Source organism: Paraburkholderia sp. CI2, from assembly GCF_014201055.1.
In the GTDB taxonomy this organism is placed as follows: domain Bacteria; phylum Pseudomonadota; class Gammaproteobacteria; order Burkholderiales; family Burkholderiaceae; genus Paraburkholderia; species Paraburkholderia tuberum.
Window position 1 is genome coordinate 251,484 of sequence record NZ_JACHDL010000001.1, and the last position, 14,095, is coordinate 265,578.

Consider the following 14,095-nt stretch of genomic DNA (forward strand, 5'->3'; position numbering starts at 1 on the left):
TTCGACATCCAGCTCCGGTTATTTGACACGCAAGGACAAAGCAGCAACAACTAAAAAGGGATTAAATTTTATTGCCCAAAGAATTAATCTTAAAAGCTCTTAATTGGTATTTTCTTAATCCAGAGTAGCCGGTAGTCTTTCCACGAATTCGCTGGGCAGATCCTGTAACGGGACAGGTCGTCAATGAGACTCGCACTATGAAACCGTATATCCTTTCCTTGTTGGCCGGCATCCTTGCCGGGGTCGTCTACGGTGCGATCGGCGTGCAATCGCCGGCCCCGCCCACCATTGCGCTGACGGGCCTGCTCGGCATGCTGGCCGGCGAGCAGATACTTCCCCTCGCACGCAGGGTGCTCTCCGGTTACAAGTTGGGTGCCGCATGGCGCGAGGCGAAATGCAGCCAGCACATGTTCGGCTCGCTGCCGGGCGCTCAAGGCTCCAACGCGGCCGCAAGGGACCAGCAGTCATCCTCATTCTGATCGCCGCTTCACCGAAGCCGCGGCAAATTCGAGGCGGTTGTCTTCACAGCGGTCTTGCTGCGGCGGAGCAGCTTGACCTGGGACTGCGCGATGTCACTCCATGTCTGCTCCGCTCGACGCACGGCGCAATCAAACGACTCGTCTTCCACCGTGCAGCGACCGTCTACCGTGATCAGCCACCCCTTGCGCGTACGCGTGCAACTCACGCGTCCGTCTTCCATGAGGTCGGCGTACCAGCGCCAGACACGCGCATCGTCAGCGTTCGCACGAACGGCGGCAGCGGGACGCGCGATCTCGAGGCTATGCGGGTGCGAGCCTTGCAGTTTCAAACCCATTTCATTCCCTTTTCGAAGCCACTCAAAACTGGCCGCCAGGAGCAAGAGGCCTGTTTCGCGTTCGTTCGTATGGTGGTCGCGATAGGCATCGAGCTGAGGCGACGCGCGCCTGAAAGTCCTTGTGACAAGTTGAAGCGTTCTGAACAGACGCGCGTTGCCTCGCAGGCGCGTCACGCAGATCTCGTCGTAGCGCCTCAGGACTTGAGGAACGCGAGCAGGTCCGCATTGACCTGATCGACGTGCGTGCTGCACATGCCGTGCGGCGCGCCCTTGTACACCTTGAGCGTCGCGTTCTTGACGATCTTCGCCGAGAGCTTCGCCGAATCGTCGATCGGCACGATCTGGTCGTCGTCGCCGTGCAGGATCAGCGTGGGCACGCTGATCTTCTTGAGGTCGTCGGTGTAGTCGACTTCAGAGAATTGCTTGATGCACTCATACTGGCCTTTGATCGAACCGGCCATGCCCTGGCGCCAGAAGTCCTGCACGAGGCCCTGCGAGACTTTCGCGTCGGGGCGGTTGAAGCCGTAGAACGGCGTGGCCAGATCCAGATAGAACTGCGAGCGGTTCGCCGCCACGCCCGCGCGGATGGTGTCGAACACCGACATCGGCAGACCGTTCGGATTGTTCGCAGACTTGACCATTTGCGGCGGCACTGCGCCGATCAGCACGGCCTTCGCCACGCGCTTTTCGCCATGGCGGCCGATGTAATGCGCCACCTCGCCGCCGCCCGTGGAATGGCCCACGAGCATCGCGCCCTTCACGTCGAGCGCGTCCAGCACAGCCGCGAGATCGTCGGCGTAGGTGTTCATGTCGTTGCCCTCGGACGGCTGGCCCGAACGGCCGTGGCCGCGGCGGTCGTGCGCGATCACCCGGTAGCCCTGATTCACCAGGAAGAGCATCTGCGCGTCCCACGCGTCAGCCGAGAGCGGCCAGCCGTGCGAGAAGACGACCGGCATGCCCGTGCCCCAGTCCTTGAAGAAGATCTGCGTGCCGTCCTTCGCGCTCACGTAGTTGCCGCCGTGATGATGCGAGGCGCCGTGCGTATGCGCCGAGCCGCCCGTCACGGACGCGGCTGCGTTCGCGGACAGGCTCGACATGGCTGCCACGGCGCCGGCCATGCCCGCACTTGCCGAAAGCAGCCTGCGGCGGGACGCCGAAGGCCTGGTCGAATCGATTTGCTGCGTGTTCATGCTAGATCTCCGTCGTTGCATCGCCGCGCGCGGGCGTGGCGACGACCTTGCGTGTTGAGATGGATAGCGATGCGGCGAGGAGTGAGAACTCGCTGAATAGCGCCACATGCCGGCAGGCACTCTAATGATGCAAGCGACCAAAGTCCTTGGCGCAAACTGAAAAGTCCTGAAATGAAGCCGCAATGCCTTTGCGCCCAGCGAGGCGCAAAAGCTTTAGCCACGATTCGGCACCGTTGTCGCGCTCACGCACGCCCCCAAAGCTCGGTCGAACGGATATCTCGCATGCGCCAGAGATTAAATATTCTTAATCAGACTCTGCCTGATTCCAGACGAACCTATACTTTTTCCGCGAGCCTTTCGCGTAGTTCCTGTCACGCCACGTTCACCAACCAAGACTCGCATCATGAATCCGTACATCCCTTCGCTGCTTGCCGGTACTCTCGCCGGGGTCGTCTACGGTCTGATCGACGTGCAATCCCCGGGCTTCTAGCGGATGAACAACGTCGAGTTTTTTCATTACCTCCTGCTGTTGATCTGCGGAGCGGGCGCCCTGACGTGGCTCGCGCAGCGCATCGCGATCCCGCCTGCCGTCGTTCTGCTGCTCGGCGGCTGTGTGATCGCAGTCGCCGGCAGGCGCGTACCCGACGTGGACCCGAACCTGCTGCTCGCGGCCGTGCTGCCGCCGCTGCTGATGTCGAGTTCGTTCTATACGGCGTGGAAGGAATTCCAACGCGGCATCGGCACGATCGTTTCGCTCGTGCTCGGGGCCGTGACATTCACCACCGTCGCCGTGGCCGTCGCCGTGCATGCCTTCAACCCGAACCTGCCATGGGCGGCGTGCTTCACGCTCGGTGCGATCGTCTCGCCGCCCGACGCGGTCGCCGCCAAAGCGATCCTTCAGCGCCACCCGCTACCCGCCAGGCTCGTGGCCGTGCTGGAAGGCGAAAGCCTCGTGAACGACGCGTCGGGCCTGCTGCTCTATCAGATGGCGGTCTCGGCAGCGCTAGCCGCGACGATCACGGTCACGAGCGGATCGGTGCTGTTCTTTACGCTTACCCTGATCGGCATCGCGGTCGGCATCGTGTGCGGCCAGGCCATGTGTTGGGTGCTGCCGCGTCTGGGCGATCCGATGCTCGGCATCGTCGTGACCTTCGTTATGGCGTGGGCCAGCTACGGTATCGCGGAGGCCGTCGGCGGATCGGGTGTGCTGTCCGTCGTGACCTGCGGTCTCGTGCTCGGCATCCGCCAGCATCGGGTATTCGACGCCGATATGCGCATAAAAGCCAAGGCGACCTGGGAAGCGGTCGTGTTCGTGCTCGAGGCGCTGGTCTTCATCCTGATCGGCCTCACACTGCATGCACTCCTCTCACGGGTGAATCACGAATCGGCCGTGTTGACGGCCGGGCTGCGTGTCGCGTTGCCGGCAACTGCGGCAGCCATCGTTGCGCGCCTCGCGTGGGTGTTCGCTGCGATCTGGCTGCCCGACCAGATACGCGCGAAACGTTCGGGCCGCGAGCCGTGGAGCTTCAAGGAAGCGGTTGTGCTCGGCTGGGCGGGTATGCGCGGCGTCGTCAGTCTGGCGGCCGCAATCGCGCTGCCAGACAATTTCCCCGGCCGCGACCTGATCGTCTTCAGCACATTTCTGCTGATCATCGCGACGCTTGTCGTGCAGGGCGGCAGCCTCGCGCCGCTCATCCGGCTGCTGAAACTGCGCCCGACAGCCCGTCACACCATGTCCGAGCATGAGGCGCGCGCCCATGCGTTCGGCGCCTCTCTCGCTGCGCTCGAGGAAATCGACGAGCGCTCGTCCGGCATCGAACGCGCGACGTTCGAGCGGCTGCTAGCCGAATACCGGATTCGCGTCACCGCGAACGAAAGCGCATACCAGTTGGGTGCGGACCGGATCGAACACCGTGCGCACTTCCTGGGTGTCGAACTCGAACTCGTTGGCGTGTCGCGTGAGGCATTGCTCGGCCTGCATCGCGACGGCAAGGTGGACGACGCGGTCCTGCATCGCATCGAATCCGAACTTGATTTCGAGGAGCTGCGGCTGTTGCGGCTGCTCGAACCGTGACGGCTTGCCTCCACGTCCGCCCTTAACGAAAGGTCTTCATCATGCCTACTACGATCAAGGCTCTGCTCACGCCGCGCGAAAGCGACATCGGCAACCTGATCGTGCGGCGCGTGCTTCCCGCCCGTGCCGCGCGCCTCATCGGACCATTCATTTTCTTCGACCATATAGGGCCAGCCGTGCTGCCCGCTGGCACCGGCGTGGATGTGCTGCCGCATCCGCATATCGGCCTCGCGACCGTCACGTACCTGTTCGAAGGCTCGTTCATGCATCACGACACCCTCGGCTATCGGCAGAAAATCGTACCCGGCGACGTGAACTGGATGACGGCCGGTCGCGGCATCGTCCATTCAGAACGCACGCCGCTGGAGGATCGGCCAGTTGAACAGGCGATCCACGGCATTCAGACCTGGGTCGCGCTGCCTGTCGAACACGAAGACGCCGCGCCCGCGTTCATTCATCATCCGGCCGATACGCTGCCGACGTTCACGCGCGACGGGGCAACCGTACATGTGATCGCAGGCACGGCTTTCGGGAAGACCTCGCCGGTCGAAGTCTTTTCACCTACGCTCTACGTCTATGCCGAGTTCGCGGCTGCCGGTCGCCTTGCACTCGATGCCGAGCACGAGGAGCGCGGCGTCTATCTCGTCGACGGAGATCTGACCATCGACGGGACGCCGTTGTCTCCGACAACGATGGCCGTGCTGGAGCCGCATGCAACGGTCGAACTCGCCAGCGCGCATGGCGCGCGCGTGATGCTCCTCGGCGGCGCGCACCTGCCGGGCGAACGCTTCATCGAGTGGAATTTCGTGTCTGGTTCGCGCGAGAAAATTGCGGCTGCTCGGCAAGCCTGGGCTGCGCAGACCTTCGGCAAAGTGCCTGGCGAAGAGCACGAGTGGACGCCTCAACCCGAGCGTGGCGCACATTGAGCATCGACTTGGGGAGCGATTGCGTTTGGCCCGTCATGCCGCTCATTGCGCGCCTCAAGAAGCCTTGACGCGCGCTTCGTCTCGACCGAGCCACGCATGAATCTGGCTGACTACCGCTGCGCCGTCTCCTACCGCTGCGGCCACCCGCTTCGGCGCCCCTGATCGGACGTCGCCGATCGCGAAAAGCCCCGGCACATTCGTCTCGAGTGGGAAGCGATCAGTGCCTGCGTTCGCATCGGGCGGCCCCGTTTCGACAAAGCCGCGCTCATCCAGTTGAACGCCCATCGATGTCAACCAGTCTGTTTTTGGATCGGCGCCGATGAACAGGAAAAGATGCTGTATCTCAATGAGCTCAGTGCCCTGTTCGTGATGAAAGACGCGAATTCGCTCAAGACCACCGTCGCTCGCTTCCAGTGATTCAAGCGTGCATCTTGCGCAGATCGACACGTTTGGCAGAGCGCTGAGTCGCTCTATCAGGTAACGGGACATGGTGGCTTCGAGACTATGGCCACGTATCAAAACGCGTATGCTTTTCGCAAAGTTGGCGAGAAAGACGGCAGCCTGCCCAGCCGAGTTACCGCCACCGATCAGCACAACGTCTTTCCCGCTGACTAGACGCGCCTCGATGGGCGACGCCCAATAGTAGATCCCTCTGCCCTCGAAGCGCTCAAGGCCCGTCACGGAAGGCTTTCGATACACCGCTCCGCTCGCGACCACGACTGTCCGCGCACGCACGCACTGTCGATCGGAAAGCGCGAGCACGAAGTTGCCCGCCGCGCCCTCGACCCGATCGACCGCAGTGGGAATGGCCACGTGAGCACCAAATTTCAATGCCTGCTGAAACGCGCGTGCTGCAAGAGCTTGCCCCGATATGCCAGTCGGAAAGCCAAGGTAGTTCTCGATACGTGCGCTCGCACCGGCCTGACCACCTGGCGCGCGCCGATCGAAAACGACGGCCGAAAGCCCCTCCGACGCCGCGTAAACGGCCGCCGCGAGGCCCGCCGGACCCGCGCCGATGATAGCGATGTCGTAGCACTGCGACGCACAGAACGTCGGCACCAGGCCGAGCCGGGTGGCGAGCTCCACTTCGTCGGGCGCCCTCAGGACCGACCCGTCCGGGCAAAAAACAAGCGGGAAATCGTCGGCCTTCGAAGTGAGGCCGGCGAGCAGCTGCACGGCGTCCGAATCCTTGTGTGCATCGATCACCGCAGCCGGATAGGCATTGCGCCGCAAAAAGCCTTGCAGGCGGACTACCCTCGCGTCGTCACCCTTGCCGACGATAATGGGACCGAGCCCCTGCTCGATGAGCCCGAGACGCCTCAGGATCAACGCGCGCATGATGTGCTCGCCCAACTGGGCGTCCGCGATGATCAGCGCCCGCAACTGCTCTGAGTTCAGGACGAGCGTATCGCAGTCAGTCATGGCAATCGCGTCCACCAGCGACGGTTTGCCGGTGAGTTGCGCCATTTCGGCCATGAAATGGCCGTCATGATGGTCTGTCACGACCGTGGTACGCCCTTGCGGGTCGCACGAATAGATCCGCACACTCCCGCGCTGCAAGATGAATAGCCCTTCTGCAATGCGCCCCGTCCTGAAGATCGAATCGCCGGCCTTGAACGACTTCGGGCGGCCATAGCGGCTCGCACTGCGTATCTCCGCATTGGAAAGGCGTGGAAACATTTGATGCTGCCGATATTCAAGGGACGAAAACGGAAGTTCAGAGTCGAGTGAGCTTGCGTTCGTATTACCTGCGTCGATCATATTCGCCTCGCCTGCCGGCCGCGTTGAGTTCGAGTCCGGATGTTAGCGACATCAAGCCCAAAAGTTCTTGTTGCGAAGCTGAATAGTTCTGAAGAGACCAGCAACCCCAGGGGAAGCGCTTTCCCATCGAATGGGCCATTGCGCCACGCGCAACACGAGCTCGCGCGCTGAGTATATTCAGCTGGGAGCTCGTGTTGTTTTGCCTGGTGAGCATCGCAACTTGCCCACGGGGCATCCCATGGAACGCGCAAAAATCACGATCGCCTACGACTTCATTTGTCCATGGTGCTGGATCGGACATCGAAATCTGGAGGCCGGCAAGGCCCTTGAGGATCTTCCCGAATTAGATGTTCGTTATCTTCCGTTCGAATTGAACCCGGAAATACCGCCTCAAGGGATGCACCGGCGCATCTACCGAAGGCTCGAGTTCGGTAGCTGGACTCGCTCGGAAATGCTGGGCGGACGTGACTTTGCCGTGACGCGCCGCTATTTGAACTTGACGAGATCCTTGAAGATCAGTTGAGCCCAGGTATTCCCCCTGGCCTGGACGAGCGAACCGCCATCCTTGAGCGGTCCTAGCGCAATCGGCGCGAAACCGAGTTGTTCAGCCAGAGCCGCGACCGGTGCCACCGCACTTTCGTCATCGCTCGACAGAAACACGACGCGGCTGCCGCCATTCACACTCGGATCAGCGGCCAGAACGGCAGCGGGCAGATGGTTAAAACCCTTTACGAACCTGGACCCGGGAAACGCTTTGGCAACAACTGCGGAGGACGGCAGACCTTGTAGCTCTTCGACGGGAACGCCATAAGCATTTGTCGCGTCGATGACCGTCTTGCCCTTCCAACTCTTGATCTGCTTCGCGACCTCGCGGTGCTCCCAGAAAGGAACCGCCAGGAAGATCGTGTCGGACGCGATTGCATCCTGCAGCGTCTTGGGGACGACGGTAGGGCCGATCTCTCGTGCCTGCTGCATCAACGTCTCGGGAGGGCGCCGGCTGGCGACCGTTACGTCGATGTTCTTTCTTGCAAACGCTCGGGCGAGTGCCTGGCCTACCGCGCCAAAGCCAATAATCGAATAGCTCATGCGAACTCTCCATTCAGGTGACGTTTTGATCAACCATGGACCCATGGTGATTATTGGTAACCGGGCGCGCGGGACCGTTGCCCGCGTTAGGCGGCCCGCTGCGCGCGATGCGCCACGCGAGCCGCAGCAGACACGCGGAGCCGAGCGCTTTCACCGCCGTTTGCAGCGCAGCGCGAGCAGACGTGGCAATACCCGCTGGACAATCATCGAAACCAATCCAGGTTATTGATCAGGATTTCATATTTATAGACACAACTCGGACCATCTTCGTCAGGTTGACAGGCCCACTACGCGCTTTTCGGCGCGATTTCAGATAGCCGAGAAGCCGCCGTCGACAGACAATTCCACCCCATTCACGAAGCTCGAATCGTCTGAAGCAAGAAACAGCGCGACCGCCGCAATTTCCTCAGGACGCCCCATCTTTCCCCGCGGGATCAGGGATTCGAACATCCGCTTCGCCTCCTCGGTGAGAACCTGGTCCTGCATCGGTGTGGCGATCGGCCCCGGGCTCAGCACGTTCACCCGGATATTCCTGCCCTTCAGTTCGTTGAGCCAAGTGCGTGCGAATGAGCGCAATGCCGCCTTGCTCGCCGCATACACGCCGTAACCAGGAAAACCCTTCACCGAAGCAACTGACCCGGTCATGAAGATCGATCCACCATCGTTGAACAGCGGCAACGCCTTCTGAACCGTAAACAGCGTGCCGCGCGTATTCAGGCCGAATTCCGCATCGAAGTGCTGCTCGGTAATCTCGCCCAGCGGGACGGCTTTGCCCGTGCCAGCGCTCGCGTACAGGACGTCGATCTTGCCCTTTTCACGCCTGACTGTATCGAACAGACGGTCAAGGTCGTCGAGATTGGCCGCGTCGCCGCGCACACCGGTCACGTTCCGGCCAATCTGCTTGACGGCCTCGTCGAGCACCTCCTGCCTGCGGCCCGTGATGAAAACATAGGCGCCTTCTTCAACGAACCGCTTGGCGCTCGCCAGCGCCATGCCGCTCGATCCGCCCGTGATGACTGCAACCTTACCCTCAAGCTTTCCCATGACATCTCCTTTCGTGGTGTCGGACAGCGTCTCGGTTCCCATTTGCACAAATGTGCTGTATCTTGTGGATCACTGATCCAGATACAGCTTCATTTTATACGGATCACCGATCCGATTGTCAAGACGATTTATGCGAGCCGACGCCAGAAAAAATTACAGCCATCTACTTGCGGTTGCGCGTGACGTCGTCACCGAGCATGGCGCCGATGCGTCCATGCGAGATATCGCCCGCCGGGCCGACGTCGGGTTGGCCACACTGTTTCGCCATTTCCCGACACGAGAAGCCTTGTTCGAAGCGTTGCTGCGTATGAACGTGGACGAACTGATACAGCAGGCAGCCAAACTAGAAGCGTCGAATCCGCCTGACGAAGCGCTGGTGTCCTGGTTTCGCGAAGGGGTTGCATTCGTTCGTAGCTATAGCGGCATTTGCGCCTTGTTCGCGACCGCGCACGCGGACCCTGACTCCGCGCTTCACGCTTCGAGCACAGCGCTGCGTTCAGCGGGCGCGCGACTACTGCGCCGTGCTCAGGCCGAGGGAACGGCGCGCGCCGATATGGATGGGGTCGACCTGTTCGCCCTGATGTCGGCGCTCGGCTGGCTCGACGGCCAACCCGGATTCGCGCCACGCGGGGATCATCTCTTTCACATTATTACGAGCGCCATCCTGACAAACCGGTCGAGCAACGATGTCGAGAAGGCAACGTGTTGAATCAGATCGCCGACGCATACTTTCCTACCAGGAAAGCCCCGGGGATTCGAACCAGACGGCGGAAAGCTGACTGGAGCCGACACTCGAATGGCCATTACCGCACTTGATCGATCGGCCGCTTCTGGCGGCGGAGACATCCGGGTCAGTCCTCGATCTCTCTATCTCAGCCGGGTTGAAGGTGCTGGCACTCCGTTTGGAACCAATAGTCGACCAGGCGCTGTGCCGCTTGTAGATCATCCGGGTAATACGGATCATCAAACCACGGTGACGGGTCGTAGCCCGCTTTCCTCAAGGCAGCGAGTTCGCTTTGGTGCTGCGCCATCGTAGGGGGCGCGTTTGTCTTGAGCGCCGCCAGGTCGCGGCACTCTGTCGGAGTGAGGTGCGACCCGGTATACGGCATGCCACCAGCGACACAGCCGGTGAGCAAAATCACCAGAGCGGGAAGTATTGACTGTGTTCCAGGCCGATTTCTCATAGTACGTCTCCTTCCCTGCGCCGCGCCGTGAACCAGCTCGTAGTGCGCACCGTTGCCGCTGCGGGTGAAAATGCCCGCCTTCGACGCATGTCACTTCGAAGCCGGAACCGGCGTCACCTTTTCTCACCACCTTGCAGATGCCACACGTCTGAACCTTCTCGCCCGGTTTGTGCCCTTCGGCCCTATCACGCTCCTTCGGTTGATCCGCCGCGGGAGCAGCAAGCATCGTTCCTCCCGGCTACCGCGGAGGTTGGTCAGCGAGGCGCGCCGCGAACAGGATCGCGCGAGGTTCGCATCGGCGCAGTCTCGGTCCTCGAGAGTCGCTCTTTTCGACGCGTTGCCGACGGTCAAGTCGTCGCGGTTCAAACGGCAGGTATCAAAGTGGAACGGCCATACCGCGCAACGAGTAGCATCTTTTCTGCCGCAATAGTGGCAGATTCAATGTGTGCCAACGATATCTGCATCCAGTCCCAGGACGATTCGTTCCGGGTGCTTCGCGCCTGCTTGAATGTCGCTGATCGCCAGCCCCGACTACGACGATGCGATGATCGCCTCTGCCCTTGCCACCGATTCGATGCTCACGATCAACGCGTGTTTGATATCCAGACGCTCAGGGCCGCTTGCTTGAATGAAATCGGCGTTGCGCACCGCCGAGCCCACGTCAGGCGTGAACGTCAACTGGTCCCGCGAGGCGCCGTCTGCAAGCCCGCGCCTCTCCACTACAGGCCAACTATCGTCGATCCAGTTGCGCAGGCGCGACGCGGCCCCCTGGCTGGGATCGGTCGCCGTGACGGCGAAACCATGAGCCAGGAAGTGTGTCACCCAACCCGCGCCAATGACATCAGTGCCGACGACGGCGACGTTGACGGCTCGCGTTGTCATCGGTTAGCCCTCCTGGCAGGCAGCGTGGATTGTTTCGCGCAACGGCCGCAGCCCAATGATCTTCCGTGCTTCAGCCGGCGTGGCCGGCTCGTAACCCGTCTCGCGGACCAGGCGAACAAGCCGCTCGACCAGGTGAACATTGGTGGCCAACTGACCTTGTCTGTTAGTAGAAGTTGTCTTCGAGTCCGACGCGCACGTCCTCTCCCAGCAACAGCGAGTTCATCGCGGCAGGCAACTGCGCGGCGCCGATAGCGCTGACGTTGAAGACGGCGTTGCGGGGCAGATGATCGATCATCGTCTGCAACAGCCGGGGCGTGCAGGGCAACGCGCCCCGGAACGCATTGGCGCCGATCACGATATTGATAAAGTGCGGCGCGTCGTCGAGCCCCTCGTTGATGGCGCGCTGAACATCCTGGACGATGTCGGCGAGGCTGACCGCCCACAAGGGGACCCTCGACGACGTAGGCTACATCGTCGACAATCGCCATTATTTTGACGCATGCGGGCGTCTTATCAGTTGTGTCGCGCCGTTCCGGAAGCCGATTGATCGAATCCAGGCGGCGAACAATCTGCGTTCGAATGCGCTATCAGGGATATGACACGCTCTTCGAGACCCTCCCGCATCCGGCTGCAGGATGCTCCGCAATGAGGGCGGCCGAATCCGGTCGGATACTCCTCATTGCATTGCAGCAAAGGCGCCGCCGCCGTCCGCACCGGCAGGCGCGCAGTTCGCCCCTTGCCGATCCCCCGCTCCTTGCCTGCCGCGACGTCACTGGATCAGCGGCACCACGCCGAGCTTTTCGGCCAGCATCCTTTCGTAGACACCAAAGTGCAGATCGACCTCTTCCTGGGTGACCACGGTCACGAAAATAGTGATCTGCGCGGGCTGCAGGCCCAGCACCGTCGCGATCGCCGCTTCCAGCTGGGGCGCGCATAGCCGGTCGTCGGCGAACGTGGTGCCGACAGCAATCTCGTAAGCGGACTCCTGCCGGAACACCACTTCAACCAGCCGCGCCCGGGCGCTCATGTTGCTGTCGATCGCCAGCCGGATGACTTCGACCGCCGTGCGCATCGTCTCGGTCGGGAACCCCTTTGTTGAGCGCAACCGGATACGGTGACGCCCAAGAGTGAGCCAATCGTATTCGAATTCCATGGTGTCCTCGCATGGTGTTGCATGGGTGTCGTGAACGTAGGGGTGTGGCAATCCAAATTCAAGAACAAAAAGTCGCCATGACCCACTTGAAATTTCTGTTTCCAATCCTATCTTAGATATCGCTCAGGCAGTCGCGCCGGCATTGCGGCGCGCTGCGTGTTTCGATTTGTTTGCCGCAGCATGGCAGACGGACTGGAGCGCGTATGCCGGTTCGTTTCCCTGCTGCATCCAAGGAGGAAACGATCATGAGTGATCTCTACTTCGGGACCGACCTTTTCAGCGAGTTCGACCGTCTGCAACGGCAGATGGCGAGTCTCTTCGGCGGTTTCCCGTCCAGCATCCGCTCGGGGCGCCTGGGCGCCTTCCCGCAGGTCAACATCGGTTCGACCGACGACTCTATCGAGATCGTCGCGTTCGCGCCCGGTATCGATCCGGCGCATCTCGACGTATCCATCGACAAAGGGCTGCTGACCATCAGCGGCGAGCGCCAGACGGGACAGCCGGAAGCGGCCGGCGACGACGTGCGTACTTATGCGCAGGAGCGGTTCGTCGGCACCTTCCGGCGCGTCATTGAACTGCCGCAGCATGCGGACCCCGGCAAGGTCACGGCGCAGTACACCAATGGTTGCCTGACCGTGAGCATCGGCAAGCGGGAGACGTCGAAGCCGCGGGCCATTACCGTCCAATGAAACCCGTCGCAGAACTGAGGAGGACATCATGAACGACACGACAGAACTTGCCAGGAAAGACGAAACAGCGGTGGCCCGTCGCGAAGACGAGCAGTCGCAACGCCGGATCACGCTAACGCCGCCCGTAGACATCTTCGAGGACAGCCAGGGCATCACCCTGTGGGCCGATCTGCCCGGCGTTACAAAGGACCGCCTTGATGTGAAGGTACACGATGGCAACCTGTACATCGAGGCCGAGGCGGTGGTGCCCACGCCGGCGGGGCTGCGCCTGCAACATGCGGAGATCCGCCAGCCGCATTTCGCGCGGGCGTTCGCTCTCGGGGCTGACTTCGACGCAACGAAAATCGATGCGAACCTGAAAGACGGCGTGCTGAAACTGACGATACCGCGCCGCGACGAAGCCCGGCCGCGCCGGATCGAGGTGCGGACGGACTGAAGTCGGCAGGTGGACAGCAACGACAGGGAGAAAACCGGTGGCGGTCGTCTGGCCGCCACCTACTGACTGCGGAGGCCTGGATGCGGACGTCGTACATGAATGCTGGCGCGGACGCACGCTCAGCATACGGCGCGGTGCCGGTACGTGAGCTCAGGACGCGCCGCGGATCGCGAGGCGGCCGTGGCGGCGTTCCGCAGATGCAGTCCGGAATGTCGAGGGCAGAGTCGCGACTTCAGCGCAATGACAGGAATCCGGTTCTCCGGCCAGACTGTAGAGGAGGATACGATGAATACGGATCCGAAAAAGTGGAATCCCTTCAAGTTCCTACGCGGGGCGGCCCGCAAGTCCGATGCGGACAGCCCGGAAAGCCCCCCGGCGAACGAACAGTGGCGTGCCCCGTGGCCTGACATTCCGCGGCTGTTCGCACGCGAACCGTGGCGTGCTTTGGAAGAGTTCTTCCATGACCCGTTTGCAGGTCGCGGCGCGCTCGAACGATGGTTTGGCGACTTCAGTTCATCGCGCTTCCAGCCGCGCATCGACATGGTCGACGAAGGGAAGGTGTTGCGCGTGACCGCCGAGCTGCCCGGGATGGAGCGCGAAGACCTGAGTGTGAGCGTCGAGGACGGGGCGATCGTGTTGCGCGGCGAAAAGAAACAGGACGTACGCAGCGAGGAAGACGGCTGCTACCGGCTCGAGCGCGCCTATGGAAGCTTCATGCGCACGATTCCGATGCCGGAAAACGCCGACCCCGATCACGCATTGGCAAAATTTGATAACGGTGTGCTCACGTTGACCGTGCCAAAATCGGAGCCGGCGCGATCCACTAGCCGCACGATCGATATCGGCTAGGGCAACC

Annotated in this window: 18 protein-coding genes; 8 read left to right on the top strand and 10 right to left on the bottom strand. The window is 61.6% G+C overall.

The window, feature by feature from the left end; all coding sequences use genetic code 11:
- Window positions 1-197 precede the first annotated feature (197 nt).
- A complete protein-coding gene (locus HDG32_RS01100; protein WP_184062564.1) occupies window positions 198-479 on the top strand; it encodes a XapX domain-containing protein in 282 nt (93 codons plus the stop codon).
- An 8-nt stretch (window positions 480-487) separates the two neighbouring features.
- Here the strand turns inward: HDG32_RS01100 and HDG32_RS01105 are convergent, their stop codons facing one another.
- The gene (locus HDG32_RS01105; protein ID WP_260335480.1) at window positions 488-988 is read right to left on the bottom strand and encodes a hypothetical protein; all 501 of its coding nucleotides are present in this window, start codon (window positions 986-988) and stop codon (window positions 488-490) included.
- A 20-nt stretch (window positions 989-1,008) separates the two neighbouring features.
- Entirely contained in the window at window positions 1,009-2,004 is a 996-nt protein-coding gene (locus HDG32_RS01110) for an alpha/beta fold hydrolase (RefSeq protein WP_184062566.1), read from the bottom strand.
- Window positions 2,005-2,497: 493 nt separating this feature from the next.
- Between HDG32_RS01110 and HDG32_RS01115 the strand changes: the two genes are divergently transcribed.
- Entirely contained in the window at window positions 2,498-4,078 is a 1,581-nt protein-coding gene (locus HDG32_RS01115) for a sodium:proton antiporter (RefSeq protein WP_184062568.1), read from the top strand.
- A 41-nt stretch (window positions 4,079-4,119) separates the two neighbouring features.
- Window positions 4,120-5,004 carry a pirin family protein gene (locus HDG32_RS01120; protein ID WP_184062570.1) on the top strand — a complete coding sequence of 295 codons (885 nt, stop codon included), beginning with the start codon at window positions 4,120-4,122 and terminating at the stop codon, window positions 5,002-5,004.
- A 54-nt stretch (window positions 5,005-5,058) separates the two neighbouring features.
- Here the strand turns inward: HDG32_RS01120 and HDG32_RS01125 are convergent, their stop codons facing one another.
- Window positions 5,059-6,765, bottom strand: a complete 1,707-nt coding sequence (locus HDG32_RS01125; protein ID WP_184062572.1) for an FAD-dependent oxidoreductase — start codon at window positions 6,763-6,765, stop codon at window positions 5,059-5,061.
- A gap of 238 nt (window positions 6,766-7,003) precedes the next feature.
- On the opposite strand from HDG32_RS01125, the gene HDG32_RS01130 reads away from it, so the two are divergent.
- On the top strand, window positions 7,004-7,288 hold the full coding sequence (locus HDG32_RS01130) for a DsbA family protein (RefSeq protein WP_184062574.1): 285 nt from the start codon (window positions 7,004-7,006) through the stop codon (window positions 7,286-7,288).
- Here the strand turns inward: HDG32_RS01130 and HDG32_RS01135 are convergent.
- Together HDG32_RS01135 and HDG32_RS01140 are read right to left on the bottom strand one after the other, a co-directional pair.
- Complete coding sequence (locus tag HDG32_RS01135) at window positions 7,252-7,851, bottom strand: NADPH-dependent F420 reductase (protein WP_184062575.1); 600 nt, start codon at window positions 7,849-7,851, stop codon at window positions 7,252-7,254. The two genes, HDG32_RS01130 and HDG32_RS01135, sit on opposite strands and share 37 nt — an antisense overlap.
- A 309-nt stretch (window positions 7,852-8,160) precedes the next feature.
- On the bottom strand, window positions 8,161-8,895 hold the full coding sequence (locus HDG32_RS01140; RefSeq protein ID WP_184062577.1) for an SDR family NAD(P)-dependent oxidoreductase: 735 nt from the start codon (window positions 8,893-8,895) through the stop codon (window positions 8,161-8,163).
- A 130-nt stretch (window positions 8,896-9,025) separates the two neighbouring features.
- Here HDG32_RS01140 and HDG32_RS01145 point away from each other — a divergent pair, with 130 nt between their 5' ends.
- Window positions 9,026-9,604 carry a TetR/AcrR family transcriptional regulator gene (locus HDG32_RS01145; protein ID WP_184062579.1) on the top strand — a complete coding sequence of 193 codons (579 nt, stop codon included), beginning with the start codon at window positions 9,026-9,028 and terminating at the stop codon, window positions 9,602-9,604.
- 163 nt (window positions 9,605-9,767) lie between these two features.
- Here the strand turns inward: HDG32_RS01145 and HDG32_RS01150 are convergent, their stop codons facing one another.
- The 5 genes from HDG32_RS01150 to HDG32_RS01165 form a co-directional block, all read right to left on the bottom strand.
- Window positions 9,768-10,079 (bottom strand): DUF4148 domain-containing protein, encoded by a 312-nt coding sequence (locus tag HDG32_RS01150; protein ID WP_184062581.1) that lies wholly within the window; start codon window positions 10,077-10,079, stop codon window positions 9,768-9,770.
- Between the two features lie 531 nt (window positions 10,080-10,610).
- Window positions 10,611-10,961 carry a 3-hydroxyacyl-CoA dehydrogenase NAD-binding domain-containing protein gene (locus HDG32_RS01155; RefSeq protein WP_260335481.1) on the bottom strand — a complete coding sequence of 117 codons (351 nt, stop codon included), beginning with the start codon at window positions 10,959-10,961 and terminating at the stop codon, window positions 10,611-10,613.
- A gap of 3 nt (window positions 10,962-10,964) precedes the next feature.
- Window positions 10,965-11,111: a 3-keto-5-aminohexanoate cleavage protein gene (locus tag HDG32_RS37130; protein ID WP_409339995.1), complete on the bottom strand. Its 147-nt coding sequence runs from the start codon at window positions 11,109-11,111 to the stop codon at window positions 10,965-10,967.
- 13 nt (window positions 11,112-11,124) lie between these two features.
- A complete protein-coding gene (locus tag HDG32_RS37135; protein ID WP_409339996.1) occupies window positions 11,125-11,406 on the bottom strand; it encodes a 3-keto-5-aminohexanoate cleavage protein in 282 nt (93 codons plus the stop codon).
- 324 nt (window positions 11,407-11,730) lie between these two features.
- Window positions 11,731-12,114, bottom strand: coding sequence for a hypothetical protein (locus HDG32_RS01165; protein ID WP_090809669.1), 384 nt, complete (start codon window positions 12,112-12,114; stop codon window positions 11,731-11,733).
- Between the two features lie 245 nt (window positions 12,115-12,359).
- Between HDG32_RS01165 and HDG32_RS01170 the strand changes: the two genes are divergently transcribed.
- From HDG32_RS01170 to HDG32_RS01180, 3 genes are all read left to right on the top strand, one after another.
- Entirely contained in the window at window positions 12,360-12,803 is a 444-nt protein-coding gene (locus HDG32_RS01170) for an Hsp20/alpha crystallin family protein (protein WP_184063351.1), read from the top strand.
- Between the two features lie 28 nt (window positions 12,804-12,831).
- Entirely contained in the window at window positions 12,832-13,239 is a 408-nt protein-coding gene (locus tag HDG32_RS01175; RefSeq protein WP_184062583.1) for an Hsp20/alpha crystallin family protein, read from the top strand.
- Between the two features lie 285 nt (window positions 13,240-13,524).
- Complete coding sequence (locus HDG32_RS01180; RefSeq protein ID WP_184063353.1) at window positions 13,525-14,088, top strand: Hsp20/alpha crystallin family protein; 564 nt, start codon at window positions 13,525-13,527, stop codon at window positions 14,086-14,088.
- Window positions 14,089-14,095: the final 7 nt, after the last annotated feature.

What these genes read in the sequence shown, in the direction of transcription:
- HDG32_RS01120 (WP_184062570.1), top strand. Translation starts at nt 4,120, where the DNA reads ATGCCTACTACGATCAAGGCTCTGCTCACGCCGCGCGAAAGCGACATC.
- HDG32_RS01100 (WP_184062564.1), top strand. Translation starts at nt 198, where the DNA reads ATGAAACCGTATATCCTTTCCTTGTTGGCCGGCATCCTTGCCGGGGTC.
- HDG32_RS01145 (WP_184062579.1), top strand. Translation starts at nt 9,026, where the DNA reads ATGCGAGCCGACGCCAGAAAAAATTACAGCCATCTACTTGCGGTTGCG.
- HDG32_RS01110 (WP_184062566.1), bottom strand. Translation starts at nt 2,004, where the DNA reads ATGAACACGCAGCAAATCGATTCGACCAGGCCTTCGGCGTCCCGCCGC.
- HDG32_RS01130 (WP_184062574.1), top strand. Translation starts at nt 7,004, where the DNA reads ATGGAACGCGCAAAAATCACGATCGCCTACGACTTCATTTGTCCATGG.
- HDG32_RS01180 (WP_184063353.1), top strand. Translation starts at nt 13,525, where the DNA reads ATGAATACGGATCCGAAAAAGTGGAATCCCTTCAAGTTCCTACGCGGG.
- HDG32_RS01135 (WP_184062575.1), bottom strand. Translation starts at nt 7,851, where the DNA reads ATGAGCTATTCGATTATTGGCTTTGGCGCGGTAGGCCAGGCACTCGCC.
- HDG32_RS01115 (WP_184062568.1), top strand. Translation starts at nt 2,498, where the DNA reads ATGAACAACGTCGAGTTTTTTCATTACCTCCTGCTGTTGATCTGCGGA.
- HDG32_RS01175 (WP_184062583.1), top strand. Translation starts at nt 12,832, where the DNA reads ATGAACGACACGACAGAACTTGCCAGGAAAGACGAAACAGCGGTGGCC.
- HDG32_RS01125 (WP_184062572.1), bottom strand. Translation starts at nt 6,765, where the DNA reads ATGATCGACGCAGGTAATACGAACGCAAGCTCACTCGACTCTGAACTT.
- HDG32_RS01155 (WP_260335481.1), bottom strand. Translation starts at nt 10,961, where the DNA reads ATGACAACGCGAGCCGTCAACGTCGCCGTCGTCGGCACTGATGTCATT.
- HDG32_RS01150 (WP_184062581.1), bottom strand. Translation starts at nt 10,079, where the DNA reads ATGAGAAATCGGCCTGGAACACAGTCAATACTTCCCGCTCTGGTGATT.
- HDG32_RS01165 (WP_090809669.1), bottom strand. Translation starts at nt 12,114, where the DNA reads ATGGAATTCGAATACGATTGGCTCACTCTTGGGCGTCACCGTATCCGG.
- HDG32_RS01140 (WP_184062577.1), bottom strand. Translation starts at nt 8,895, where the DNA reads ATGGGAAAGCTTGAGGGTAAGGTTGCAGTCATCACGGGCGGATCGAGC.
- HDG32_RS01170 (WP_184063351.1), top strand. Translation starts at nt 12,360, where the DNA reads ATGAGTGATCTCTACTTCGGGACCGACCTTTTCAGCGAGTTCGACCGT.